Annotated in this window: 25 protein-coding genes; 14 read left to right on the forward strand and 11 right to left on the reverse strand. The window is 66.3% G+C overall.

The window, feature by feature from the left end:
* The first annotated feature begins 58 nt into the window (after positions 1-58).
* The 5 genes from ABIE57_RS11630 (at position 59) to ABIE57_RS11650 (ending at position 4,415) form a co-directional block, all read left to right on the forward strand.
* Positions 59-355: an FtsB family cell division protein gene (locus tag ABIE57_RS11630; protein ID WP_354539191.1), complete on the forward strand. Its 297-nt coding sequence runs from the start codon at positions 59-61 to the stop codon at positions 353-355.
* A 105-nt stretch (positions 356-460) separates the two neighbouring features.
* Positions 461-1,480: a pyruvate dehydrogenase (acetyl-transferring) E1 component subunit alpha gene (gene pdhA, locus ABIE57_RS11635; RefSeq protein ID WP_354539192.1), complete on the forward strand. Its 1,020-nt coding sequence runs from the start codon at positions 461-463 to the stop codon at positions 1,478-1,480.
* Complete coding sequence (locus tag ABIE57_RS11640; protein WP_354539193.1) at positions 1,477-1,701, forward strand: hypothetical protein; 225 nt, start codon at positions 1,477-1,479, stop codon at positions 1,699-1,701. The genes pdhA and ABIE57_RS11640 overlap by 4 nt, the downstream gene beginning before the upstream one ends.
* 15 nt (positions 1,702-1,716) lie before the next feature.
* The gene (locus ABIE57_RS11645; RefSeq protein WP_354539194.1) at positions 1,717-3,102 is read left to right on the forward strand and encodes a pyruvate dehydrogenase complex E1 component subunit beta; all 1,386 of its coding nucleotides are present in this window, start codon (positions 1,717-1,719) and stop codon (positions 3,100-3,102) included.
* Between the two features lie 11 nt (positions 3,103-3,113).
* Positions 3,114-4,415, forward strand: a complete 1,302-nt coding sequence (locus ABIE57_RS11650) for a pyruvate dehydrogenase complex dihydrolipoamide acetyltransferase (protein ID WP_354539195.1) — start codon at positions 3,114-3,116, stop codon at positions 4,413-4,415.
* 36 nt (positions 4,416-4,451) lie between these two features.
* Here ABIE57_RS11650 and ABIE57_RS11655 read toward each other — a convergent pair whose 3' ends face one another.
* Both ABIE57_RS11655 and cysE read right to left on the reverse strand, forming a co-directional pair.
* Positions 4,452-4,805, reverse strand: coding sequence for a DMT family protein (locus tag ABIE57_RS11655; RefSeq protein WP_354539196.1), 354 nt, complete (start codon positions 4,803-4,805; stop codon positions 4,452-4,454).
* A gap of 6 nt (positions 4,806-4,811) precedes the next feature.
* Entirely contained in the window at positions 4,812-5,633 is an 822-nt protein-coding gene (gene cysE / locus ABIE57_RS11660; protein ID WP_354539197.1) for a serine O-acetyltransferase, read from the reverse strand.
* Positions 5,634-5,716: 83 nt separating this feature from the next.
* On the opposite strand from cysE, the gene ABIE57_RS11665 reads away from it, so the two are divergent.
* From ABIE57_RS11665 to gap, 3 genes are all read left to right on the forward strand, one after another.
* A complete protein-coding gene (locus ABIE57_RS11665) occupies positions 5,717-6,055 on the forward strand; it encodes a TraR/DksA C4-type zinc finger protein (RefSeq protein WP_354539198.1) in 339 nt (112 codons plus the stop codon).
* 16 nt (positions 6,056-6,071) lie between these two features.
* Complete coding sequence (locus tag ABIE57_RS11670) at positions 6,072-6,767, forward strand: sirohydrochlorin chelatase (RefSeq protein WP_354539199.1); 696 nt, start codon at positions 6,072-6,074, stop codon at positions 6,765-6,767.
* A 155-nt stretch (positions 6,768-6,922) separates the two neighbouring features.
* Positions 6,923-7,924, forward strand: coding sequence for a type I glyceraldehyde-3-phosphate dehydrogenase (gene gap, locus ABIE57_RS11675; RefSeq protein ID WP_354539200.1), 1,002 nt, complete (start codon positions 6,923-6,925; stop codon positions 7,922-7,924).
* A gap of 141 nt (positions 7,925-8,065) precedes the next feature.
* Here gap and rpmG read toward each other — a convergent pair whose 3' ends face one another.
* The 3 genes from rpmG to ABIE57_RS11690 form a co-directional block, all read right to left on the reverse strand.
* Positions 8,066-8,233, reverse strand: coding sequence for a 50S ribosomal protein L33 (rpmG, locus tag ABIE57_RS11680; protein ID WP_007799108.1), 168 nt, complete (start codon positions 8,231-8,233; stop codon positions 8,066-8,068).
* 116 nt (positions 8,234-8,349) lie between these two features.
* On the reverse strand, positions 8,350-8,964 hold the full coding sequence (locus tag ABIE57_RS11685; protein ID WP_354539201.1) for a cell wall hydrolase: 615 nt from the start codon (positions 8,962-8,964) through the stop codon (positions 8,350-8,352).
* Between the two features lie 172 nt (positions 8,965-9,136).
* Positions 9,137-11,677 carry a putative PEP-binding protein gene (locus ABIE57_RS11690; RefSeq protein WP_354539202.1) on the reverse strand — a complete coding sequence of 847 codons (2,541 nt, stop codon included), beginning with the start codon at positions 11,675-11,677 and terminating at the stop codon, positions 9,137-9,139.
* A gap of 175 nt (positions 11,678-11,852) precedes the next feature.
* Here ABIE57_RS11690 and murD point away from each other — a divergent pair, with 175 nt between their 5' ends.
* Positions 11,853-13,262 (forward strand): UDP-N-acetylmuramoyl-L-alanine--D-glutamate ligase, encoded by a 1,410-nt coding sequence (gene murD, locus ABIE57_RS11695; RefSeq protein WP_354539203.1) that lies wholly within the window; start codon positions 11,853-11,855, stop codon positions 13,260-13,262.
* 13 nt (positions 13,263-13,275) lie between these two features.
* Here murD and ABIE57_RS11700 read toward each other — a convergent pair whose 3' ends face one another.
* Both ABIE57_RS11700 and mgtE read right to left on the reverse strand, forming a co-directional pair.
* Complete coding sequence (locus ABIE57_RS11700; RefSeq protein ID WP_354539204.1) at positions 13,276-13,845, reverse strand: 5-formyltetrahydrofolate cyclo-ligase; 570 nt, start codon at positions 13,843-13,845, stop codon at positions 13,276-13,278.
* Complete coding sequence (gene mgtE / locus ABIE57_RS11705; RefSeq protein WP_354539205.1) at positions 13,842-15,239, reverse strand: magnesium transporter; 1,398 nt, start codon at positions 15,237-15,239, stop codon at positions 13,842-13,844. The genes ABIE57_RS11700 and mgtE overlap by 4 nt, the downstream gene beginning before the upstream one ends.
* Before the next feature lie 136 nt (positions 15,240-15,375).
* On the opposite strand from mgtE, the gene ABIE57_RS11710 reads away from it, so the two are divergent.
* Entirely contained in the window at positions 15,376-15,612 is a 237-nt protein-coding gene (locus ABIE57_RS11710) for a hypothetical protein (protein WP_354539206.1), read from the forward strand.
* Positions 15,613-15,614: 2 nt separating this feature from the next.
* On the opposite strand, the gene ABIE57_RS11715 is transcribed toward ABIE57_RS11710, so the two are convergent.
* Both ABIE57_RS11715 and ABIE57_RS11720 read right to left on the reverse strand, forming a co-directional pair.
* Positions 15,615-16,406, reverse strand: a complete 792-nt coding sequence (locus ABIE57_RS11715) for an inositol monophosphatase family protein (RefSeq protein ID WP_354539207.1) — start codon at positions 16,404-16,406, stop codon at positions 15,615-15,617.
* Positions 16,407-16,460: 54 nt separating this feature from the next.
* Complete coding sequence (locus ABIE57_RS11720) at positions 16,461-16,823, reverse strand: helix-turn-helix domain-containing protein (protein ID WP_354539208.1); 363 nt, start codon at positions 16,821-16,823, stop codon at positions 16,461-16,463.
* A 315-nt stretch (positions 16,824-17,138) separates the two neighbouring features.
* On the opposite strand from ABIE57_RS11720, the gene ABIE57_RS11725 reads away from it, so the two are divergent.
* On the forward strand, positions 17,139-18,119 hold the full coding sequence (locus ABIE57_RS11725; protein WP_354539209.1) for an NADPH:quinone oxidoreductase family protein: 981 nt from the start codon (positions 17,139-17,141) through the stop codon (positions 18,117-18,119).
* A gap of 54 nt (positions 18,120-18,173) precedes the next feature.
* On the opposite strand, the gene ABIE57_RS11730 is transcribed toward ABIE57_RS11725, so the two are convergent.
* Positions 18,174-19,067, reverse strand: coding sequence for a LysR family transcriptional regulator (locus tag ABIE57_RS11730; RefSeq protein WP_354539210.1), 894 nt, complete (start codon positions 19,065-19,067; stop codon positions 18,174-18,176).
* 123 nt (positions 19,068-19,190) lie between these two features.
* Here ABIE57_RS11730 and ABIE57_RS11735 point away from each other — a divergent pair, with 123 nt between their 5' ends.
* The 3 genes from ABIE57_RS11735 (at position 19,191) to ABIE57_RS11745 (ending at position 21,833) form a co-directional block, all read left to right on the forward strand.
* Positions 19,191-19,385: a DUF1127 domain-containing protein gene (locus ABIE57_RS11735; RefSeq protein ID WP_354539211.1), complete on the forward strand. Its 195-nt coding sequence runs from the start codon at positions 19,191-19,193 to the stop codon at positions 19,383-19,385.
* A 132-nt stretch (positions 19,386-19,517) separates the two neighbouring features.
* Complete coding sequence (locus tag ABIE57_RS11740) at positions 19,518-20,297, forward strand: Bax inhibitor-1/YccA family protein (RefSeq protein WP_354539212.1); 780 nt, start codon at positions 19,518-19,520, stop codon at positions 20,295-20,297.
* A 306-nt stretch (positions 20,298-20,603) separates the two neighbouring features.
* A complete protein-coding gene (locus ABIE57_RS11745; protein WP_354539312.1) occupies positions 20,604-21,833 on the forward strand; it encodes a class I SAM-dependent methyltransferase in 1,230 nt (409 codons plus the stop codon).
* A 4-nt stretch (positions 21,834-21,837) separates the two neighbouring features.
* Here the strand turns inward: ABIE57_RS11745 and ABIE57_RS11750 are convergent, their stop codons facing one another.
* A complete protein-coding gene (locus ABIE57_RS11750; protein ID WP_354539213.1) occupies positions 21,838-22,959 on the reverse strand; it encodes an aminodeoxychorismate synthase component I in 1,122 nt (373 codons plus the stop codon).
* Between the last annotated feature and the right edge of the window lie 67 nt (positions 22,960-23,026).

Genomic DNA, 23,026 nt, shown 5'->3' on the forward strand with positions numbered 1-23,026 from the left:
CTGTGCCATTGTCACCTCGAAGCGCCCTCAGAGGCGCAGCCGGAGGCATGAGCGAAGAATGACCAAGAACACCACCGTCTGGGGCAGCCTTGCCGTGCTCTCCGTCGCGTTTTTTCTCGCGGCCTATTTCACCTTTGCCGCCGTGCAAGGGGATTACGGCCTCTTCCGCCGCGCCGAGATCGAGGCGCAAAGCGCCGAGCTGCGCGTGCAGCTCGCGCAGTTGGAAACCGAGGTGGCGCGCATGGAAATCCTGACCCGGCGGCTCTCGGACGATTTTCTTGACCTCGACCTGCTCGACGAGCAGGCCCGCGACGTGCTCGGCCTGTTGCGCGCGGATGAAATCGTGATCCGCTGACGCTGGACTGACGCCACGGCAAATTCGCCCTCGCAACCGTCGCGGGATTGGTGTAGGAATTGGTTTAGCGTTAAACCATTTCCGCCACCAAGGAGGAGCACCCGCATGGCCCCCCGGAAAAGCGCCGCGAAACCAAACGTTTCCGCCGACGATCTCAAACAGTATTACCGCGACATGCTGCTCATCCGCCGATTCGAAGAGAAGGCGGGGCAGCTTTACGGCATGGGCCTGATCGGCGGTTTCTGCCATCTCTATATCGGGCAGGAGGCGGTTGTCGTGGGCCTCGAGGCCGCCGCCGAGGAAGGCGACCGCCGCATCACCACCTACCGCGATCACGGCCATATGCTCGCCTGCGGGATGGACCCCAAGGGCGTCATGGCCGAGCTGACGGGGCGCGAGGGCGGCTATAGCCGGGGCAAGGGCGGCTCGATGCACATGTTCTCGACCGAGAAGCGCTTTTACGGCGGCCATGGCATCGTGGGCGCGAATGTGCCGCTTGGCGCGGGGCTTGCCTTCGCCGACAAATATCTTGGCAATGACCGCGTGACATTCACCTATTTCGGCGATGGCGCGGCCAATCAGGGGCAGGTCTACGAGACCTTCAACATGGCCGCGCTCTGGGAATTGCCGGTGATCTTCGTGATCGAGAACAACCAGTATGCGATGGGAACCTCGCAGAAACGCTCCACCTCCAGCCCCGACATCTACCACCGCGGCGAGGCCTTCGGCATCCCCGGCGAGATGGTGGACGGCATGGATGTGCTGGCCGTCAAGGCGGCGGGCGAAAAGGCCGTGGCGCATTGCCGCGCGGGCAAGGGCCCGTATATCCTCGAGATCAAGACCTATCGCTATCGCGGCCACTCGATGTCGGACCCCGCGAAATACCGCACCCGCGAGGAGGTCCAGAAGATGCGCGACGAGAAGGACGCCATCGAGCATGTGCGCGAGTTGCTGCTGTCGGGTGGTCACGCCTCCGAGGAGGACCTCAAGGCGATCGACAAGGACATCAAGGACATCGTCAACAAGTCTGCGGACTTCGCCAAGGAAAGCCCGGAACCCGCGCTCGAAGAGCTGTGGACCGACATCATCGCCGACGTGGCCCCGCAGGAGGAAGCCACCCAATGACCGCGCCGCAGGAATTGATCATCGAACATCTCAAGCGCATTCAGGATCGCCTCGCCCGGCTCGAAGGCGGACAAGTGGAAATCCTGTCCGAAATCCGTCAGCAAAAGGTGCATCAGGCGGCGTTCCTGCAAGGCGAGGCCACGCAGGACGGGCGCATTGCCGAGCTTGCGGCCCGGCTTGCGCGCATCGAACAGCGCCTTGACCTGCGCGACGACATCTGACGAGGAGAGACGACCATGACAACCGAAATTCTCATGCCCGCCCTCTCGCCGACGATGGAGGAGGGCACGCTGGCGAAATGGCTGGTGAAGGAAGGCGATAGCGTCAAATCGGGCGATATCCTCGCCGAGATAGAGACCGACAAGGCGACGATGGAATTCGAGGCCGTCGATGAGGGCACCATCGGCAAGATCCTCGTGGCCGAGGGCACCGAAGGGGTGAAGGTCAACACCGCCATCGCCGTGCTGCTGGAAGAGGGCGAAAGCGCGGACGATATCGCGAGCGAATCGCCCGCCCCGGCCCCCGAGCCGGAACCTCAGCCCGCCCGCGCCCCGGCGGAGGCGAAGGCGGCAAGAGGTCCCGCATCAGGTGCGGGACAGGTTCCGCCAATGGCGGAACCCGACTGGCCCGAGGGCACGGACATGCAGAAGATGACCGTGCGCGAGGCGCTCAATTCCGCCATGGCCGAGGAAATGCGCCGCGACGACACGGTGTTCGTCATGGGCGAGGAGGTGGCCGAATATCAGGGCGCCTACAAGATCACCCAGGGTCTGCTCGACGAATTCGGCCCCAAGCGCGTGATCGACACGCCGATCACCGAACACGGCTTTGCCGGGATCGGGGTGGGCGCGTCCTGGGGGGGCTTGCGGCCCATCGTGGAATTCATGACCTGGAATTTCGCCATGCAGGCGATTGACCAGATCATCAACTCTGCCGCCAAGACGCTCTATATGTCCGGCGGCCAGATGGGCAGCCCCATCGTCTTTCGCGGCACCAACGGCGCCGCCGCCCGCGTGGGCGCGCAGCACAGCCAGGATTACGCCGCCTGGTATGCGCAGGTGCCGGGGCTTCGCGTGGTGCAGCCCTATTCGGCGGCCTGCGCCAAGGGTCTATTGAAAACCGCGATCCGCGATCCAAACCCGGTTGTGTTCCTGGAAAATGAAATCCTCTATGGCCGCTCCTTCGAGGTGCCCAAGCTTGACGATTTCACCATCCCCTTCGGCAAGGCCAAGATCTGGCGCGAGGGCAGCGATGTCACCATCGTCAGCTTCGGCATCGGCATGACCTATGCGCTGGAGGCCGCCGAACAGCTGGCCGAGGACGGGATCAGCGCCGAGGTGATCGACCTGCGCACGCTGCGCCCGATGGATACCGACACGGTGATCGCCTCGGTGATGAAGACCAACCGCTGCGTGACCGTGGAAGAGGGCTGGCCGGTGGCCTCCATCGGCAACCACATCTCGGCGGTGCTGATGCAAAAGGCGTTCGATTATCTCGACGCTCCGGTGATCAACTGCACCGGCAAGGACGTGCCCATGCCCTATGCCGCCAATCTCGAAAAGCTGGCGCTGACCTCGACCGCAGAGGTGATCGACGCCGTGCGCCAAGTGACCTACCGCTGAGGAGAGACGCGATGCCAACCGAGATTCTCATGCCCGCCCTCTCGCCCACGATGGAAGAGGGCACACTTGCCAAATGGCTGGTCAAGGAGGGCGATACCGTTGCGGCGGGCGACCTGCTGGCCGAGATCGAGACCGACAAGGCCACGATGGAATTCGAGGCCGTGGACGAGGGCGTGATCGGCAAGATCCTCGTGGCCGAAGGCAGCGAGGGGGTAAAGGTCAACACGGCCATCGCCGTGCTGCTGGAAGAGGGCGAGAGCGCGGCGGATATTGGCACAAGCACCGCCAAACCGGACGCGGCCAAATCCGAGGCCCCCGCGCCCGCAGCCACCGCCGAGACTGCCACGAAAGGGGCGGGCGAGGCCCCTGCCGCGCCGAAAGCCTCCGATGGCGGGCGCGTCTTTGCCTCGCCGCTCGCGCGGCGCATCGCCGCCGAGAAGGGGCTGGACCTCGCGCAGATCACCGGCTCGGGCCCGCATGGCCGCATCGTCAAGGCGGATGTCGAGGACGCCAAACCATCCACTGCCAAGGAGGCCGCCAAACCGACCGAAAAGGCCGCGGCCCCGGCAGCGGCCCCCTCTGGCCCCTCCACCGATGCCGTGATCGCCATGTATCAGGGCCGCGAGTATGAGGAAGTCAAGCTTGACGGGATGCGCAAGACCATCGCCGCGCGCCTGACCGAGGCCAAGCAGACCGTGCCGCATTTCTACCTGCGCCGCGAAATCCGTCTTGATGCGCTGATGAAATTCCGGGGCGACCTCAACAAGCAGCTTGAGGCACGGGGCGTGAAACTGTCGGTCAACGACTTCATCATCAAGGCCTGTGCGCTCGCGCTTCAGGCGGTGCCGGACGCCAATGCGGTCTGGGCAGGCGACAAGGTGCTCAGGCTGAAACCCTCGGACGTGGCCGTGGCCGTCGCCATCGAGGGGGGGCTCTTCACCCCCGTGCTCAAGGATGCCGAGATGAAATCGCTCTCGGCGCTCAGCGCGGAGATGAAAGACCTCGCCAAACGCGCCCGCGACCGCAAGCTGGCACCGCATGAGTATCAGGGCGGCACCTTTGCCATTTCCAACCTCGGGATGTTCGGGATCGAGAATTTCGATGCCGTCATCAACCCGCCCCATGGCGCGATTCTCGCCGTTGGCGCGGGGCTGAAAAAGCCGGTGGTGGGCAAGGATGGCGAATTGACCGTCGCCACCGTCATGTCGGTCACGCTCTCGGTGGATCACCGGGTGATCGACGGCGCGCTCGGGGCGCAATTGCTGGAACAGATCGTGGGCAACCTCGAAAATCCCATGGTCATGCTGGCCTGACGCCCATATCCGGGGGCACCGCGCAACGGTGCCCCTTCAGAGCGGCGCGCGAAAGATCACGAATGCACCTGCGGCAATCAGGGCAAAGCCCACGAGGTGATTGACCGTCAGCGGCTCTTTCAGCCACAGCACCGAGAACCCGGCAAACACCGTCAGGGTGATCACCTCCTGCATGGTCTTGAGTTCGGCCGCCGAATAGACCCGGTGCCCGATCCGGTTGGCGGGCACCGCAAGCATGTATTCGAAAAGCGCGATGCCCCAGCTTATCAGCACCACGGCCCAGAGCGCGGCATGGGGAAATTTCAGGTGCCCGTACCATGCGAAGGTCATGAAGATATTGGACAGGCTGAGCAGCAGAACCGGCGCAAGCCAAGGCCAGAGCGTTGCCATTCGCGCTCAGGTCTCTTCGCTGCCGCGCACGCCCAGAAGCTGATCCATGCTGACCGAGGGCTGATCACAGCCCGCCTCGCCGACGATCTTGGCCGGCACGCCCGCCACCGTCTTGCAGGGCGGCACCTCCTGCAACACCACCGATCCGGCGGCGATGCGCGAGCAGTGGCCCACGCGGATATTGCCCAGCACCTTGGCGCCTGCGCCAATGAGCACGCCGTCGCCGATCTTGGGGTGGCGGTCCTCCTCCTCCTTGCCGGTGCCGCCAAGGGTGACCGAATGGAGCATCGAGACATTGTCGCCCACCACCGCCGTCTCGCCGATGACGATGGAATGGGCATGGTCGATCATGATGCCCTTGCCGATGCGGGCGGCGGGGTGAATATCCACGCCGAACACCTCGGACGAGCGCATCTGGTAGAACCGTGCCAGATCGCGTCGCCCCTCGCGCCAGAGCCAATGCGCGATCCGGTAGCATTGCACCGCCTGATAGCCCTTGAAGAACAAGAGCGGCAAAAGAAACCGGTCGCAAGCCGGGTCACGGTCGCGCACGGCAACGATATCGGCGCGCGCCGCAAGGCCGATGGTGGCATCCGCCGCCAGCGCCTTGTCGCAGATCTCGCGCAGGATCTGCTCGGGCATCTCGGGCGACGCGAGCTTGAGCGAAATCCGGTACGCCAACGCCGATTCGAAGCTGCCATGGTGCAGCACGCTGGAATGAATGAGGCCGCCCAAAAGCGGCTCATCGGCAATCGCCGCCCGCGCCTCTTGCGCGATCTGGACCCAGACGGGATCGAATGCGGCCAGTTTGGTCTTGATGGTGGGCACGGGGCTGGTCTCCTTCTCGGGCCTTCACTATACCAGAGGCGCTTCGTGGAGAAAATCCACTCCGGCAGAGGGGATGTAGGGCGATGGACCACGCAACGCAAACCGCTTTTCGCACACGGATCATGGCGCGGCTGGACGAGATCGACGAAGAGGACGCGCGCGGGCGCGGGGGACAGGCGACGGTGGAGCTGGATCAGCAGTCCGTCGGGCGACTGAGCCGTCAGGACGCGCTGCAATCGCAGGCCATGGCGCGCGCCACCCATGTGCGCCGCGATATCGAGCGGCGGCGGCTGCGCGCGGCGCTGGCGCGCCTCGACGAGGGCGAGTTCGGCACTTGCGAGGATTGCGGCGAAGAAATCGCCGGGGCGCGGCTGGCCCTTGACCCCGGCATCACGCGCTGCATCTCCTGCGCCAACGGATAACCGAACCGGAGGCACCATGCAGCAATCCGCCATCATCGTCAGCCACGGCCAACCCTCCGACCCGGACCCGGCGGAGGCGGAGCTTCTGGGGTTCGCGCAGAAGGTGTCACAGGCCCTGCCCGGCTGGCATGTGGGGGCTGCAACGCTGGCCAAACCCGGCGCGCTCGACGCGGCGCTGGCCGCCGCTGGCACCGCCCCGCGCATCTATCCGCTTTTCATGACCGAGGGCTGGTTTACCGGCGAGAACCTGCGCAATCGGCTGAGCGCCGCGCCCGAGGCCGTGATCCTGCGCCCCTTGGGCGTCTCGCCCGCCCTGCCCGCGCTTGCCGCCGATCTTCTGCGCGCGGAGATTGCGACGGCGGGCTGGCAAGCCGACGACGTGCGCGCCTTCATCGCCGCGCATGGCTCGGGTCGCAGCCCCAATTCCGCGCGCGACACCAATGCCTTTGCCAAGGCGCTGGCCGCGCATCTGCCGCTTGCGGAGATCCGCGTGGGCTTTGTCGAGGAGGCCCCCTATCTGGCCGACGCGGCACAGGGCTTGGGCGCGCGCAGCCTTTGCCTGCCCTTCTTCGCCGCCGAGGGCGGGCATGTGGTGGACGACATTCCCGAGGCGCTCGATGCGGCGGGCTTTGCCGGATTGCGCCTGCGCCCCATAGGCTGCGCGCCCGCCGTGTCCGGCCTTGTCGCGCGCGAAATCGCGGGCGCGGGCTGACGCACCGTTAGCGCAACCATCACCCCGTCCACGGCCTTTGCGATAACGGTTATCGCTAACATACTGAAAATCAGTCAAAAACAACCGCATTGCGGCTTCCCGAACGCGCGCGCGCCGTCTATACCGCGCGTAACCTTCCGAACAGGAGTCGCCCCATGACAATTACCGTCGGCATCAATGGTTTCGGCCGCATCGGCCGCTGCACGCTGGCCCACATTTCCGAGAGCCTGCGCAACGATATCAAGGTCGTCAAGGTCAACGCCACCGGCCCGATCGAGACCGCCGCGCACCTGATGCGCTATGACAGCGTGCATGGCCGCTTTGGCCACCCGATTACGGTCGAGGGCCGCACGCTCGATCTGGGGCGCGGACCGATTGACGTGATGTCCACCTACAAGCTTGAGGAACTGGACTGGGAAGGCGTTGACGTCGTGCTCGAATGCACCGGCAATTTCAACGACGGCCTCAAGGCCCGCGCGCATCTGGAGCGCGGCGCGCGCAAGGTGCTGATCTCGGCGCCTGCCAAGAACGTGGATCGCACCGTGGTTTTCGGCGTCAACGACGCGATGCTGCAATCGGGCGAGAAGATGATCTCGAACGGGTCCTGCACCACCAATTGCCTCGCGCCGCTGGCCAAGGTGCTGCATGAGGGCATCGGCATCGAATCGGGCATCATGACCACGATCCACGCCTATACCGGCGATCAGCCGACGCTGGACCGCCGCCACAATGACCTCTACCGCGCCCGCGCCGCCGCCATGTCGATGATCCCCACCTCCACCGGGGCCGCGAAGGCGCTTGGCGAGGTGCTGCCGGAGCTTGCAGGGCGTCTTGACGGTTCGGCCATCCGGGTGCCCACGCCCAATGTCTCGGCGGTGGACCTGACGTTCATCGCCGAGCGTGACGTGACCAAGGCGGACGTCAACGAGGTCGTGGCCGAGGCGGCAGCGGGCGCGATGAAGGGTGTTCTGGGATATGACCCGGAGCCCAAGGTCTCCATCGACTTCAACCATACCGAGGAAAGCTCGATCTTCGCGCCGGACCTCACCAAGGTCACCGGCAAGCGGCTGGTGCGGGTGCTGGCCTGGTATGACAACGAGTGGGGCTTTTCGTGCCGCATGGCCGATGTGGCCGTGGCCATGGGCCGCCTGCAATAAGACCGGCCTTCCGGACATGACGCGCCCCGGCCCCCGCGCCGGGGCGTTTTGCATTTCGGGGGCCGTGCCTCGGGGCGGATTGCGCAAAGAAAAACCGCGCCCCACGGGGCGCGGTTTTCGCAACCGTCGCAAGGGGCGATCTTACTTGATCTTGCCTTCCTTGTATTCGACATGCTTGCGCACGACGGGGTCGTATTTGCGCACTGTCATCTTTTCGGTCATGGTGCGGGCGTTCTTCTTGGTCACGTAGAAATGCCCGGTGCCCGCGGTCGAATTGAGGCGGATCTTGATGGTGGTCGGCTTCGCCATGTGTCGTCTCCTGCGGCGGATGACGTGCATCCGCGAATATCCCATGAACCCCGCCTTTTAGCGGCGCGCGCGCCCGAGTCAACCGCGATTCTGGCGCAAAGGCGGGTTGTCCGCTGTCAGTTCTGCGAGAGCTGCGTCGGCTGGCGGTAGAAGTGATGCACGCCGATGCTGGCGGTGCGCGGGAACACGCGGGCCCAACGGGGATTGACAGCGCGGGTGTGGTAATGCGTGGCCCCGTCGGTCAGACGCCGCGGCGCACCCTCGACCATCAGGCGGGCCACCCGGCTCACCTGATCAAAAGCGCCCTTGTTGGCGATGGTGTCGGAGTTGCCGTCACAGGTATAGGTGAACTGGCACTGATACTTGCGCCCCGTGCCCTGATGGATCACGCCGCAGAGCGTATCGGGAAAGGCGGTGCTGTCAACGCGGTTGAGGATCACCTCGGCCACCGCGAACTGCCCGCGCACGCTCTCGCCGCGGGCCTCGAAATAAAGCGCCTCGGCGAGGCAGTGCGTCTCGCGGTCGAGCGTGCCCACACGCTGCTGGCTGAGCCACTCTCGGGAATAGTCGATCCCGATCTCGGGGCGGCTGATATAGCTGGCCATGCGGTCGCCCGGAATGGCGCGCAGCGCGCGCGTTTCCTGTGCCATCAATTGTGTTACGGGGGTATCCGCCAGCACCGGGCCTGTCAGCCCCGCAGCCAGCGCCACGGACCACAGAATCCGTTTCATGCATCGTCTCCTTGCCTTGGACAGGCCAGCGGCCCGCCTCGTCAGTTGCGAGCGCACTAGACGAAAGCCGTCCAAAGGTCCACCCGAGCGGTCGGCAAGGCTCCGCCTATGGCGGTTTATGTCCAGAAACAAGGGCTTGTCATGTCAGATATTGCGCGTATCGGGCGGCGCGCTACCCCATCTTGTCGCGCACGGCAAGCTGTGCGGCAGCAAGTCGCGCCACCGGCACCCGGAAGGGCGAGCAACTCACATAGGTAAAACCGACATCGCGGCAGAAGCCGATTGATTCGGGATTGCCGCCATGTTCGCCGCAGATCGACAGAACCACGTCCGGGTTGGCCGCGCGCCCGCGCTCGGCGCCGATGCGCAAAAGCTCTCCGACCCCGTCGACATCGAGCACATGAAACGGGTCCTCCGGGTAGACGCCCTGCTGCACATAGGTCGACATGAACCGCCCCGCATCGTCGCGCGACAGGCCATAGGTCATCTGTGTCAGGTCATTGGTGCCGAAGCTGAGGAACGAAACCAGCGGCGCGATCTCTCCGGCGCAGAGCGCCGCGCGCGGCGTCTCGACCATGACGCCCAGCCGAAAGGCAAAGTCGCGCCCGGTCTCGTTGCGCACGGCGGCGGCCACGGCATCCACCCGCATCTTGACCAGTTCCACCTCGCGGCGCGCGCTGACCAGCGGGATCATGATCTCGGGCACGACCGGCGCGCCGTCCCGGCTGGCCTCCAGCGTCGCCTCGAAGATGGCGCGCGCCTGCATGTCATAGATCTCAGGCATGGTGATGCCCAGACGCACGCCGCGCATCCCCAGCATGGGGTTGTATTCGGCCAGCGCCTCGACCCGGCGGGTGACATCGGACACCGGCAGATCGAGCGCTTCGGCCAATTGCACATGCCCCGCCCGATCTGCGGGCATGAACTCGTGCAGCGGCGGATCAAAGAGGCGGATGCAGACCGGCTGCCCCTGCATGATGCGGAAAAGCTCCGCGAAATCCGCGCGCTGCATGGGCAAAAGGCGCTCGAGCACCGCCGCCCGGTCAGCCGGCGTGTCGGCAAAGATCATCTCGCGCATGACCGTCAGGCGGTCGGCTTCGAAGAACATGTGCTCGGTCCGGCACAGGCCGATGCCCTTGGCGTTGAAATGGCGCGCCAGTTCCGCATCGGCAGGGGTGTCGGCATTGGCGCGCACGGCGATGTCGCGGGTGCCGTCGGCCCAGCTCATCAGCGTCTGGAACGCGTCGTCGCGCGCGGCCTCCAGAAGCGGGGCCTCGCCGGCAAGCACATGGCCGTTGGTGCCGTCGATGGTGATCGTCTCGCCCGCCTTGACCACGCGCCCGTCAGGCATGGTCAGCATCTTGCGCCGGGTCTGAAAGCGGATCTCCGAGGCCCCCACCACGCAGGGCAGGCCGATGCCGCGCCCGATCACGGCCGCATGGCTGGTGATGCCGCCCCGCTCGGTCAGCACGGCGCGCGCGGCATGCATCCCGCGGATATCCTCTGTGCTGGTCTCGCGGCGCACCAGAACGCAGGGCTCGCCACGCGCCGCCGCCGCCTGCGCCTCGGCTGCCGAAAAGACGACCTTGCCGGAGGCCGCGCCGGGGCTCGCGGCAATCCCGCGCGCAAGAATGTCGCGCGGCGCGTCGGGGTCCACCTGCCGGTGCAGCAATTCGTTGAGCGCGCGCGGCTCGATCCGCATCAGCGCCTCTTCGCGCGTGATGACACCGTCCTCGGCCATCCGCACCGCAATGGCCACCGCCGCGCGCGCGCTGCGCGCCACGCGGAGGCCATCGAGAATCCAGACGCGGCCATCCTCGATGGTGAATTCGGTCTGCATCTCCTCGCGCAGCTTTTCGCGCATGAGACGGGTATGGGCGAGGATCTCGTCGAACGCGTCGGGGGCAAGCTCCTGAAGCGACGGGCCGCGCGGGTCGCGCGTGAGATAGAGCGCGTCCTCGCCGCCGCGCAGCGCGTCGCGCCCCTGGCTCTGGCTCAGGTAGCGCCCGGTGATCTGGTCGGCACCGGTGCGGCTGTCCACCAGTTGCATGACACCCGATCCGCTCTCGCCCGGTCCAAGCCCGAGCGCCAGTTCCTGCACCACAAGGCCAAGGCCCGCATCGGCGGGCGCGCCCTTGGCTTGCCGCAAGAGCCGCGCTGTCGTGCCTTCCCAGGCGCGCGCCATGGAGCGCAGCACCTCCGAAAGCTGCACCGCCGGATCCTGGGGAAATTCCTCGTCGGTCTCATCCTCATAGGCGCGCAGGGCCTGTGACAGGCCCCTCACCGGGTCATTGTCCACATCGTCAAAGATATCCGGGTCAAGCCGCGCCACATGGATCGCGTAGCCCTGAACGAAGCGCAGGTAGATTTCCGAAGCCGCGCGTTTGCCGATCTGCTCGGACAACCCCACAAAGCGCGCATCGTTGATCCCGATATTGAGCACCGCCCCCGGCCCGCCCCAATCCGGGTCCTCCGAGGAGGGGCGCACACAAAGAAGCGTGCCCGGCCCGAACGGATCGAGCAGGCGCGCCATGTCGGGCATGTCTCCGGCCGCGATCCGGTGCACGGCGGCAAAGGACAGCGCCAGCGTGCGCGGGACCGGCAGATCGAGCCGCACCAGCCGTTGCAGGCATTTCGCCCGCCCGCCATGGGTGGCGATCTGCACCGGGGCCGACGGGGTGATGAGGGTGATATGGGTCTCGTCTTGCTGCACTGCGGCACCTCTCGCTTGCCCGCACCATACGCCGCACACCGGGTATGGCAAGGGGGAGGTTGCGCGCGCGGCGCGACATCCCCCCGTCACGCAAGACCCGGACGAACCCGCTTGCGCGCGCCGCGGTGCCGGGGCACTCTCGCGCCGCCGACGGCTTCGTGAAGGGACGGGCGCAATGATCAGGGTGCGGGGCATGGAGGGGCAGCGCGCGGCGGTTCTGGGCCTCGGGCGCTCGGGGCTATCCGCGGCGCGCGCGCTCTTGGCGGGCGGGGCCGGGGTGGTGGTCTGGGACGACAACCCCGAGAGCCGCGCGCGCGCCGAGGCCGAGGGCCTCGCCGTCACGGACCTCACCCGCGCCGGGGCCTTTGACGGTATCGCCAGCCTCGTCACCAGCCCCGGCATCCCGCATCTCTACCCCGCGCCGCATCCCGCCATTGCGGCGGCCACGGCCGCGGGCGTGCCGGTCGACAACGATATCGGTCTCTTCTTCCGCTCGCTCGCCACGCCCGAGTGGGACGGGTTCGAGCAGCCGCCCAAGGTCATCGCCGTCACCGGATCGAACGGCAAATCCACCACGTCGGCACTCATTCACCACATTCTGACCGAGGCGGGCCATCCCGCGCAGCTTGCCGGGAATATCGGGCGCGGCGTGCTCGATCTCGACCCGCCCGGAGAGGGCGGCGTGGTGGTGCTGGAGCTCAGCAGCTACCAGACCGATCTTGCGCGCGCGCTTACCCCCGATATCGCCCTTTTCACCAATTTCTCACCTGACCACCTTGACCGTCACGGCGGGCTTGGCGGCTATTTCGCGGCCAAGCGGCGGCTCTTTGCGGAGGGCGGACCGGACCGCGCCGTGATCGGCGTGGACGAGCCCGAGGGGCGCTATCTTGCCGGTCAACTCTCCGAAGCGCCGGGCGATGACCGGGTGATCCGCATCTCGGTCAGCGGCAAGCTGACCGGCCCCGGCTGGACGGTCTTTGCCCGCAAGGGGTTTCTGAGCGAATACCGCAAGGGCCGTCAGGTGGGGGCCATCGACCTGCGCGCCATCCCCGGCCTGCCCGGCGCGCATAACCACCAGAACGCCTGCGCCGCCTATGCCGCCTGCCGCAGCCTTGGCCTTGCCCCGCGCGTGATCGAGGCGGGCTTGCACAGTTTCAGGGGCCTGCCGCACCGCTCGCAGCTTGTGGCCGAGGCGGACGGCGTGCGCTTTGTCAACGACAGCAAGGCCACCAACGTGGACAGCGCACTCAAGGCGCTTCTGGCCTTCGAGCGCATCCGCTGGATCTGCGGCGGTCTGGAAAAGGAGGGCGGTCTGGGCGCGCTTGCCCCCGCCCTGCCCCATGTCGCCAAGGCCTATGTGATCGGGCGCGAGGCGGCGCAGTTCGCCATGGGGCTTTCGGGCGTGGAGGCCGAGATCTGCACCACCATGGCCCGCGCGGTCGACCGCGCCATGGCTGAGGCCGCACCCGGCGAGGTGGTGCTTCTTGCCCCCGCCGCCGCCAGCTTTGACCAATACGACAATTTCGAGAAGCGCGGCGAGGATTTCATGGCCGAGGTGCGGGCCCGGCTTGGTCCAGAGGCCTGAGCGCCGCCCCGGTTCAGCCCCGGCGCGGCCTGTCGATCACCTCGGCTTCGGTCACGACCATGTCGAGGGGTTGATCCGTAGGCTCCAGCGGCAGGCCCTCGGCCTCCTGCGCGCCATAGGCAAAGCCGATGGCAAGGGTCGGGCGCAGGGCGCGCAGCCCTTGCAGCGTCCGGTCGTAGAACCCGCCGCCATAGCCCAGCCGCCCGCCCGCGCGGTCAAACGCCACCAGCGGCACTATCAGGATCTCGGGTGTGATGAAGTCATCCACCTCCGGCACCTTTGCCCCGAACGGCCCGTCGCGCAGCGCGCAGCCCGGTGACCACCTTGAAAACTGCAAAGGTAGCCCCGCCCCCTCGATCACCGGCACCGCAACAGGGCCATGCGCGGCGGCCTCGGCCATGGCGGGCAGGGGGTCGATCTCGGAGCGGATCGGCATGTAGCCCGCCAGCGGCACGCCGCGATAGCCTGCCAGCACCGACGACAAAAGGGCTGCCGCACCCGGCGGGCAGGCGCGGTGCGCGGCGGCGCGGCGGGCCAGGGCCGCCTTGCGCGCGGCGGCCTTGGCATCGGCCAGATCGCTCATAGCAGCACCAGCGAGGCAAGGCCCAGAAAGGTGAGGAACCCCACCACATCGGTGATCGTGGTCACGAACGGCCCCGAAGCAAGCGCGGGGTCGATCCCTGCGCGCTCGAGCGCCATGGGAATGGCGATTCCGCCAAACGCCGCGGCCACCAGCGTGAGCAGCATGGACACTGCGATCACGGCGGCCAGCACCGGCACACCGAACCAGACCCCCGCCACAAGCGCCATCACCACGCCGAAAACGGCACCATTGGCCGCGCCCACGGTGATCTCGCGTCCGATCATCCGCAGCGCGTTGCGCGCGGTCAGGTCGCGCGTGGCCAGCGCCCGCACCGCCACCGTCATCGTCTGCGTGCCCGCATTGCCGCCCATCGAGGCGACGATGGGCATGAGCACGGCCAAGGCGACCATCTGGTCGATCGTATCGGCGAAACGGTTGATCACCAGAGAGGCAAGGATCGCCGTCAGCAGGTTGACGAAAAGCCACAGCGCCCGGTTGCGGATCGTCACCATCAGCGGCCCGGAAAAGCCGCCCTCCTCGCCCACCCCGGCAAGGCGCAGGATATCCTCTTCGTGCTCTTCATCGAGCACGATCATCGCGTCGTCGATGGTGATGACGCCCACAAGCCGCCCGTCCTCGTCCACCACCGGCGCGGAAATCAGGTGATACTGGTTGAAGGCATAGGCGACATCGGCCTCTTCATCGGTGACCTTGAAAAGGTGAAACGTCTCTTCCACCAGATCGCGCAAGGGCACCGCGCGGCGCGAGGCCATCAGGCGCCCAAGCGTGACATTGCCCACCGGGTGCAGGCGCGGATCGACCAGCGTCACATGATAGAACTGTTCGGGCAATTCCTCGGCATTGCGCAGAAAATCGATGGCCTCGCCCACGTTCCAGTGTTCGGGGGCCATGACCACTTCGCGCTGCATGAGGCGACCGGCGGAATATTCCGGATAGGTGAGCGATTGCTGAACCGCGACACGGTCGCTGTCCTCCAGAATATCGAGGATCGCGGCCTGCTGATCGTCCTCCAGATCCTCGACCAGGTCCACCACGTCGTCGGAATCAAGCTCGCGCACCGCCTCGGCCAGAACCTCGGGCGTCAGAAGGCCGATCACCTCCTCGCGGATGGATTCGTCCAGTTCCGACAGGATCTCGCCGTCGAATTCCTGACCGTAGAGGGTGATCAGTCGGCGCCGGTCATAGGCATTGATCTGCTCGAGAAGGTCGGCGATGTCGGCGGCGTGGAGCGATTCCATCTCGGACCACAGAAGATCGCGGTCCCCGGTGTCGAGCGCATACATGATGCGCGAGATGCGCGCGCGGCTGAGCGGCGTGTCATCCTCGGCCTCGGGGGCCGGATCGGGGATCAGGTCGTCATCGGTCTCGGCCATGGTCTCCCCTTTCGCGCGGTCGGTGTGGTCCTGCGCCTGAATACGGAGTGCAGGCGCGGAAAACAATCGCAGGGACCGAGATTTACCGCGCAGGCGGACGCGCTACTTCCTCCGGACAACGAGAAAGGAGCCTCCCATGACCGATTCCGCCCGTCATCTCTCGGAGGCCATTGCCGCCATAGATGCGGCCTTCGGGCCGGGCTATGCGCGCGATCATCCGGCGCTTGTGGCCGCGTTGGTGCAGAGTGCCACCATCGAGGCGGCGGTCGCCAAGGGCTATGGCGCGCATCAGGAGGCGCTTGCGGCAGCGCGCGAGATCAGCGCGGAAATGGGCGCGACAATCCTCAAACTCAAACCGCGCATCTTCGGCTGAGATCAGGCCAGACCCGACAGGATCCTGAGCGCCGCCGCGTGTTGCTCGGGACCTGCCGCCGCGACGGCGCGGCCGCCCTCATGCACGGGGTCCCCGTTCCAATCCGTCACGATGCCGCCTGCTGCCTCGATCACGGCAATCGGGGCCTGAATGTCATAGGCCGCCAGCCCCGCCTCCACCACCAGATCGATCTGTCCGGCGGCGAGCAGCGCATAGGCATAGCAATCGAGCCCGTAACGCGTCAGTTTCACCTGCCGCGACAGGGCGGCGAAAGCGGCCCCCTCTTCGGGGCTGCCCACTTCGGGGAAGGTGGTGAACAGCACGCAGTCTGCCAGTGGCCGGCTGCCACGGGTGCGCAAGACGCGCGTGCCCTGCGGCCCGGTCATCCGCGCGCGGCCAAATCCGCCCTCGAACCGCTCGCCGATATAGGGTTGGTCAATGAGACCGTAGATCGGGCCGCTGCCGTTTGCCACCGCGACCAGCACCCCCCAGGTGGGAGCGCCCGCCATGAAGGCACGGGTGCCGTCGATCGGATCAAGCACCCAGGTCAGACCGCTTGTGCCCTCTTGCGCACCGTATTCCTCACCCAGAATACCGTCCCCGGGGCGCATCTGCGCCAGCACGTCGCGCATCGCGCGCTCGGCGGCGCGGTCGGCCGCCGTCACGGGATCGAACCCGCCCGAGGCGTGCTTGTTCTCGGTATCGAGCGCATCGCCCCGGAAATAGGGCAGGATCGCCGCCCGCGCGGCATCCGCCAGCGCGTGCGCGGTTTTCATGATCGCATCGTGATCCATTGTCCGGCCCCACCACAGTGTTCGTGGGTGCCATAGCCTGCAGGGCGGATGGCCTCAAGCCACCTCGCTCAACACGCGGGCAAGATCGAACAGGCGGCGGCGCTGGTTTTCCGGGATCGCGTAATAGGAGCGCACCAGATCGAGCGCCTCCTTGTCACCGATGATATCGGCCGGAAGCGTCGTCCCGCCGCCCTCTTCCTTGGTGAGCCCGTCGAAAAAGAACGAAATGTCCACCTCCAGCGCCTCGGCGATATCCCACAGCCGCGATGCGCTCACACGATTCGCGCCGGTCTCGTATTTCTGGATCTGCTGGAACTTGATCCCGACCGCCTCTGCCAGTTGTTGCTGGGTCATACCCGTCAACCAGCGGCGGTGCCGGATCTGCTTGCCAACATGGACATCCACGGGGTGCGGCATGTTCTTTCCTCTCGATAAACTACCTGACAATAACACGGGCGATCAAATCCCCGTGTCGACAAACGACCGCCACGCATCCCAGCAGCGTTCCCGTGACCCTACCAAAATTCCTTTGCGTTACAAGATTTTTCGCGCTTACCGCGAGGGATTTGATCAAAGGTCCCGCAATTTATGCGGGTATCTACCCGATTGGATAGATGCTTACGTAACGTCATCATCACGTCAGCATCACGCGGGCCACCGGCGCGCGAATCGGATAGACAGACCCGCAGCACCCGCTTACCCACAACGCCCAGGCAGACGAGGAGGACCCCCATGCGCGCCTATCACATCGCCCGGACAGGAGCCGCCCCCGCCATCGCCGAGATCGTCGCGTCCCCCCCCGGACCGGGCGAAATCGGCGTCAGCATCGCCGCCTGCGGGCTCAACTTCGCGGATTTGCTGATGATCGAGGGCCGGTATCAGGACACGCCCGAGGCCCCCTTTACCCTCGGGATGGAGGTGGCGGGCACCGTCGAGACACTTGGCCCCGGCGTCGAGGGGCTGGCACGCGGCGACCGGGTGGCGGTGTTCGGCGGTCAGGGGGGGCTTGCCGAATTCGGCACCTTTCCGGCGGCGCGCGCCGTGGTGCTGCCCGAGGCCATGGGATTTACCGACGCCGCGGCCTTTCAGATCGCCTATGGCACGAGCCATGTCGCGCTCGACCACAAGGCGCGGCTTCGTCCGGGCGAGACGCTGCTCGTTCTCGGCGCGGCGGGGGGCGTGGGCCTGACGGCGGTGGAGATCGGCAAGCTGATGGGCGCGCGAGTCATCGCCTGCGCGCGCGGGGCCGACAAGCTTGCCGCGGCGCGCGACGCCGGGGCCGATCACCTGATCGATGCGGCCAGGGACGATATCCGCGAGACCTGCCGCGCGCTTGGCGGCGTGGACGTGGTCTATGATCCGGTGGGCGGCGAACAGTTCAAGGCCGCGATGCGCGCCTGCCGTCCCGAGGCGCGGATTCTCAGCATCGGCTTTGCCAGTGGCGAGGTGCCGCAAATCCCCGCCAATCATCTGCTGGTCAAGAACCTGAGCGTGATGGGTCTCTACTGGGGCGGCTACCTGACATTCCGCCCCGAGGTGGTGACCGACAGCCTGCGCCGGCTTCTGAACTGGTATGAGGCCGGACAATTGCGCCCGCATGTCAGCCATGTTTTGCCGCTGGAGCGCGCGGGCGAGGCGCTCGAGTTGCTGCGCGCGCGCAAATCCACCGGCAAGGTCGTGGTCACCACCGCCCCCGGTCACGACGACAGGTAAGCCCCACCATTGACGTGCAAGCTCTGCCCGGTGGTATCGGCACCTCGGGGGCGCTCAGGCCGCGTCCGACTGCGCCGGGCGGGGCCGCGCCGCCACCGCCGCCTCGCAGCCGAAGCCCTGCCGCAGAAACCCGGCCATCGCCCCGATCAGCGGATCGCCGCCCGCGCGCGCATAGAGGTTGATTTTCTGCGCCCCAAGATCGGGGAGCGCATCGCCTGCCGCAATCGCTTCTTGCTGCGACGGGATCGAGGTCTCCAGCAGCGCCCCCACGGCAAGATCGGCGCTCACCAACGCCTCGACCGCGCGCACATCGTCCGAGATGACCGCCATTTCCCAGTCGATCCCCGCCGCATCGAGACGGCGCTCCACCACGCTGCGGAAAATGCAGGTGCGCGTGAAGGCAAGGCGCAGCGGGCGGCGCTTCCAGCAGTGCCCGCCCCGCGCCCCGCTCCAGCGCAGGGGGATTTCGGTCAGGGTCTCGCCGCCGGGCTCCACCCCTTCCTCGGTGGTCAGGATCAGGTCCATCTCGCCGCGCGCAAGCGCCGCACGCAACCGCACGGTATTGCTGGCGCGCAGGTTGACGTTGACACGCGGATAGGCGGCGTTGATCTGCTTGAGCACGCGCGGCACGACCGGGTAGACGATGTCATCCGGGATGCCGAGGCTCAACTCGCCCTCATAGACCGGCTCGGTCAGCCGCGCCACGGCCTCGTCATTGAGGTCGAGAATGCGCCGGGCATAGCGCAAAAGCTGCTCGCCCGAGGCCGTGAGCGCCACGCGCCGGTTGGCCCGGTCAAACAGCGCAAGCCCCAGCATCTCTTCCAGCCGCTTGATCTGCATCGAGACGGCGGATTGCGTGAGGTTGAGCATGGCCGCCGCCCGCGTGACGCCGCCATGATCGGCCACGGCGACGATCGCGCGCAGGGTGGCGATGTCGAGGTTGCGCATCGTTCAATCCTTGTGATGGTGCATTCCACAAACATTCATTTTCAAAATTGATCCGATTGCGCGAAAAGATCAACGCGAGAGATGGACCATGACCACCGCGTCACGTCAAGAGAAGGATAACCCATGTCGCCCCGCGCCCTTGCCCCCGCCCTGCCCTTTGACCTGCCGCACCGCTCTGCCGTTTTGCGCATGATCGCGGTCTGGCAGCAGCGCCGCGCGCTCGAGCGGCTGGATGACGCCGCGCTGGCCGATCTGGGCCTGACCCGCGCCGAGGCAAAGCACGAGGCGGGACGCCCGTTCTGGGACCTGCCTGCGTGATTCACGGGCCGTTGCGCGGCCCCCGCGCAAAAACATGCGGAAAACCGTCGGAAATACTTGAAACGCCCGCCTGCCTTGCCGATATTACCCCCAAAGCCCCGCGACGGGGTGGCCATTCAACTGGAGGTATCTATGGCAGAGTTCAACACAATCCGGACGGCGCCGGGCGTTCGCACCGCCGAGATTGACGCGGGCCTGCGCGCGCACATGAACAAGGTCTACGGCACCATGTCCGTCGGCATGCTCATCACCGCGCTGGCGGCATGGGCCATCGCCGGGCTGGCGGTGACCACCGATCCTTCGGCGGCCGCCGCGCAGCTTCCCAACGGCAAGCTGCTTTCGGGCCTTGGTGCGGCGCTTTATCTCTCGCCGCTCAAATGGGTGGTGATGCTGGCACCGCTTGCGTTCATTTTCCTTGGCTGGGGCGCTGTGATGCGCCGCGCGTCGGCTGCGGGCGTGCAGCTTGCCTTCTTCGGCTTCGCGGCGCTGATCGGTATCTCGCTCAGCTCGATCTTTCTGGTCTTTACCAGTTTCTCGATCGTGCAGACCTTTCTCGTGACGGCGATTGCCTTCGCCGGCCTCTCGCTCTGGGGCTACACCACGAAAAAGGACATCTCGGGCTGGGGCACCTTCCTGATCATGGGCGTGATCGGCCTGATCGTGGCGATGATCCTCAACATCTTTCTGCAATCGCCCGCGATGATGTTCGCAATCTCGGCCATCGGCCTGCTGATTTTCGCGGGGCTGACGGCCTTCTACACGCAGGAGATCAAGAGCACCTATGTCGCCCATGCCGCGCATGGCGATCAGGAATGGCTGGACAAGGCCGCCTATGACGGCGCGCTGAGCCTCTACATCAGCTTCCTGAACATGTTCCAGTTCCTGCTCATGTTCATGGGTCAGCAGGAATAGGTCCTGCCGAAAGATCATGTCGGGGGCCGGTCCGTGAGGACCGGCCCTTTTTCTTTGCGACCCGCGTCCTGACGTGCCACCAGGCCCGGATCGCAAGGCCGCCTGCCCGTCCTCGAAACGCAGCGATAGCGCCCCTCCCTCGGCGTCGGCCTGTCCTGCGCACACCGATACCGGCCTAATGCGTTCGTCTCGGGGGCACGGCAGAAGCCGTTTACAGACAAGGCGATTTCGGTAGAATAGGGGGGAGTGGAGCAGGAACAGACCGCCGAAGAATGCGCCGATGAGGCGCGGGATTGGAGGTGTGCGATGTGGACCAGTGCGCTTGACCGGCTGTTGCGCCATTTCTTCCGCCAGGGGCGGCTTCATGTGACATATCCCGACGGGGTGCGGCGCAGCTATGGCCCCGGCGATGGCCCCGAAATCTCCGTGGCGATGAGCGACCCGAGCCTGCCGCGCCGCATCGTGCTTTCGCCCGACATGGGGGTGGGAGAGGGGTATATGGACGGCTCCTTCACCGTCGAGGGCGATGATGTCTACGGCTTTCTCAGCCTTGCCATGGTCAACATCGCGGCACAGGGACAGCCCGCGTTCCGCCGCCCGCTGGAGGCGCTGCGCTGGCTCAAGCGGCGGTGGGATCAGTTCAACCCGGCGGCGCGCGCACAGGCCAACGTGGCGCATCATTATGACCTGTCGGGCGATCTCTACGATCTCTTCCTTGATGCGGACCGGCAATATTCCTGCGCCTATTTCGCACGTGAGGGCATGACCCTGGAAGAGGCGCAAGAGGCCAAGAAACAGCATATCGCCAAGAAGCTGCTGATAGAGCCGGGGATGCGCGTGCTCGATATCGGCTGCGGCTGGGGCGGTATGGGGTTGATGCTCGCGCGCGACTTCGGGGCCGATGTCACGGGCGTCACCCTCTCGCGCGAACAGCACGCCATGGCCAACATGCGCGCCGAAAAAGCGGGGCTGGCAGACCGGGCGCGGTTCGAGTTGATGGATTACCGCGACGTGACGGGACATTTCGACCGCATCGTGTCGGTGGGCATGTTCGAGCATGTCGGCGTGCCGCATTACGACGCCTATTTCGCCACGGTGCGGCGGCTTCTGGCCGATGACGGCGTGGCGCTCATCCACACGATCGGGCGCGCGGGGCCGCCTGCGGCGACAAGCCCGTGGATCCTCAAATACATCTTCCCCGGCGGTTACTGCCCGTCCATGTCCGAGGCGGTGTCGGCGGTGGAGCGGCACAAGCTGGTGACCACCGATGTCGAGGTCTGGCGTCTGCACTATGCCGAGACGCTGCGCGAATGGCGCGCGCGGTTCGAGGCCAATATCGACAAGGCGCGCGCGCTCTATGATGATCGGTTCTGCCGGATGTGGCGCTATTACCTCATTGCCAGCGAGCTGACCTTTCGGCTCTACAATCAGGTGGTGTTCCAGTTCCAGATGACACCGAAACAGGACGCGGTGCCGCTGACCCGCGACTACCTTTATCGGGACGAAGCGGCGGGGCTGAAGCGGGCGGCAGAATAGCCGCTCATGTCACCGGCGCGGCAAGGCGGGCAAAGCGCGCCTTCCACAGCGCCTCCTCGTATTCGCCCGCGGCCGTGCTGTCATGAACCACGCCGCCCCCCACGTCGAGCCGCGCCGCGCCCCCCTCCAGCATCAGCGTGCGGATGGCCACGTTGAATTCGGCGCGCCCATCGGGGGCGGCCCAGCCGATGGTGCCGCAATAGATGTCGCGCGCGCGCGCCTCGACCCCGGCGAGGATCTCCATCGCGCGGATCTTGGGCGCGCCGGTGATCGAGCCGCAGGGAAAGAGCGCGCCGAGGATCGCGGCAAGGCCCGTGCCGGGCAAAAGCCGCGCGGTGATGCGCGAGGTCATCTGGTGGACGGTCTCATAGCTCTCGACGGTGAAAAGCTCGGGCACTCGGACAGAGCCGGACAGGCTCACCCGGCTGATATCGTTGCGCAAAAGGTCCACGATCATCAGGTTTTCGGCGCGGTTCTTCTCGTCCGATTGCAGGAAGAAGCGCCGCCGCGCATCCTCGGCCGGGTCGGTGCTGCGGGGTTGCGTGCCCTTCATGGGGCGCGTCTCGATCCCGCCTGCGGCATCGGTGCGAAAGAAAAGCTCGGGCGAGCGCGACAGGATCGCGGGCAAGCCGTCGGCCTCGATCAGGGCACCATAACGCACCGGCTGCACTGCGGCGAGCGCGGCAAAAAGCGCCTGCGCGCTGCCGGTGGCGGCAAGGGCAAGCGGAAAGGTCAGGTTGGCCTGATAGATGTCGCCCGCGCCTATCAGCGCGTGAACCCGCGCGAAGGCCTGCGCATAGCGCGCGGCGTCCCATTCGGGCCGTGCGCGGCCCAGTGCGGCGCGACAGGCGGCCAGCGCCGCCGCCGCCTGCGGGCCATCATAGACCCCGAACTGCAAGAGCGGCAGGCGGCGGCGTGCGGGCATCAGAGGCAAAAGGCGCGGCTCGAGCGCGAAGCCCATCTCGTAGCTGGCAAAGCCCGCGACCCAGGCCCCACCCGCCCGCGCCGCATCGAGCGCGGCAAGCGCAGGTGCCACCTCCGCCGCCTCCTGCGCCACGATGAGGCGCTCGGGGGCAGCAAAGGCGCAAGCCGCCCCGTCGGGGCCGTGGTCGAACCTGATCCGCATGATGACTCCGCCAGCGTGGTAGGGGCTATTTAGCCTTGCTACCCGCACGCGCCACCCACAAAAACGT

The organism is Roseovarius sp. MBR-6, assembly GCF_040547525.1.
Classification (GTDB): domain Bacteria; phylum Pseudomonadota; class Alphaproteobacteria; order Rhodobacterales; family Rhodobacteraceae; genus Roseovarius.

Bases quoted from the DNA above. Each gene is read 5' to 3' on its own strand.
- ABIE57_RS11630 (WP_354539191.1), top strand. From the start codon at position 59: ATGACCAAGAACACCACCGTCTGGGGCAGCCTTGCCGTGCTCTCCGTC.
- pdhA (WP_354539192.1), top strand. From the start codon at position 461: ATGGCCCCCCGGAAAAGCGCCGCGAAACCAAACGTTTCCGCCGACGAT.
- ABIE57_RS11640 (WP_354539193.1), top strand. From the start codon at position 1,477: ATGACCGCGCCGCAGGAATTGATCATCGAACATCTCAAGCGCATTCAG.
- ABIE57_RS11645 (WP_354539194.1), top strand. From the start codon at position 1,717: ATGACAACCGAAATTCTCATGCCCGCCCTCTCGCCGACGATGGAGGAG.
- ABIE57_RS11650 (WP_354539195.1), top strand. From the start codon at position 3,114: ATGCCAACCGAGATTCTCATGCCCGCCCTCTCGCCCACGATGGAAGAG.
- ABIE57_RS11655 (WP_354539196.1), bottom strand. From the start codon at position 4,805: ATGGCAACGCTCTGGCCTTGGCTTGCGCCGGTTCTGCTGCTCAGCCTG.
- ABIE57_RS11665 (WP_354539198.1), top strand. From the start codon at position 5,717: ATGGACCACGCAACGCAAACCGCTTTTCGCACACGGATCATGGCGCGG.
- ABIE57_RS11670 (WP_354539199.1), top strand. From the start codon at position 6,072: ATGCAGCAATCCGCCATCATCGTCAGCCACGGCCAACCCTCCGACCCG.
- gap (WP_354539200.1), top strand. From the start codon at position 6,923: ATGACAATTACCGTCGGCATCAATGGTTTCGGCCGCATCGGCCGCTGC.
- rpmG (WP_007799108.1), bottom strand. From the start codon at position 8,233: ATGGCGAAGCCGACCACCATCAAGATCCGCCTCAATTCGACCGCGGGC.
- ABIE57_RS11685 (WP_354539201.1), bottom strand. From the start codon at position 8,964: ATGAAACGGATTCTGTGGTCCGTGGCGCTGGCTGCGGGGCTGACAGGC.
- murD (WP_354539203.1), top strand. From the start codon at position 11,853: ATGATCAGGGTGCGGGGCATGGAGGGGCAGCGCGCGGCGGTTCTGGGC.
- ABIE57_RS11700 (WP_354539204.1), bottom strand. From the start codon at position 13,845: ATGAGCGATCTGGCCGATGCCAAGGCCGCCGCGCGCAAGGCGGCCCTG.
- mgtE (WP_354539205.1), bottom strand. From the start codon at position 15,239: ATGGCCGAGACCGATGACGACCTGATCCCCGATCCGGCCCCCGAGGCC.
- ABIE57_RS11710 (WP_354539206.1), top strand. From the start codon at position 15,376: ATGACCGATTCCGCCCGTCATCTCTCGGAGGCCATTGCCGCCATAGAT.
- ABIE57_RS11715 (WP_354539207.1), bottom strand. From the start codon at position 16,406: ATGGATCACGATGCGATCATGAAAACCGCGCACGCGCTGGCGGATGCC.
- ABIE57_RS11720 (WP_354539208.1), bottom strand. From the start codon at position 16,823: ATGCCGCACCCCGTGGATGTCCATGTTGGCAAGCAGATCCGGCACCGC.
- ABIE57_RS11725 (WP_354539209.1), top strand. From the start codon at position 17,139: ATGCGCGCCTATCACATCGCCCGGACAGGAGCCGCCCCCGCCATCGCC.
- ABIE57_RS11730 (WP_354539210.1), bottom strand. From the start codon at position 19,067: ATGCGCAACCTCGACATCGCCACCCTGCGCGCGATCGTCGCCGTGGCC.
- ABIE57_RS11735 (WP_354539211.1), top strand. From the start codon at position 19,191: ATGTCGCCCCGCGCCCTTGCCCCCGCCCTGCCCTTTGACCTGCCGCAC.
- ABIE57_RS11740 (WP_354539212.1), top strand. From the start codon at position 19,518: ATGGCAGAGTTCAACACAATCCGGACGGCGCCGGGCGTTCGCACCGCC.
- ABIE57_RS11745 (WP_354539312.1), top strand. From the start codon at position 20,604: ATGTGGACCAGTGCGCTTGACCGGCTGTTGCGCCATTTCTTCCGCCAG.
- ABIE57_RS11750 (WP_354539213.1), bottom strand. From the start codon at position 22,959: ATGCGGATCAGGTTCGACCACGGCCCCGACGGGGCGGCTTGCGCCTTT.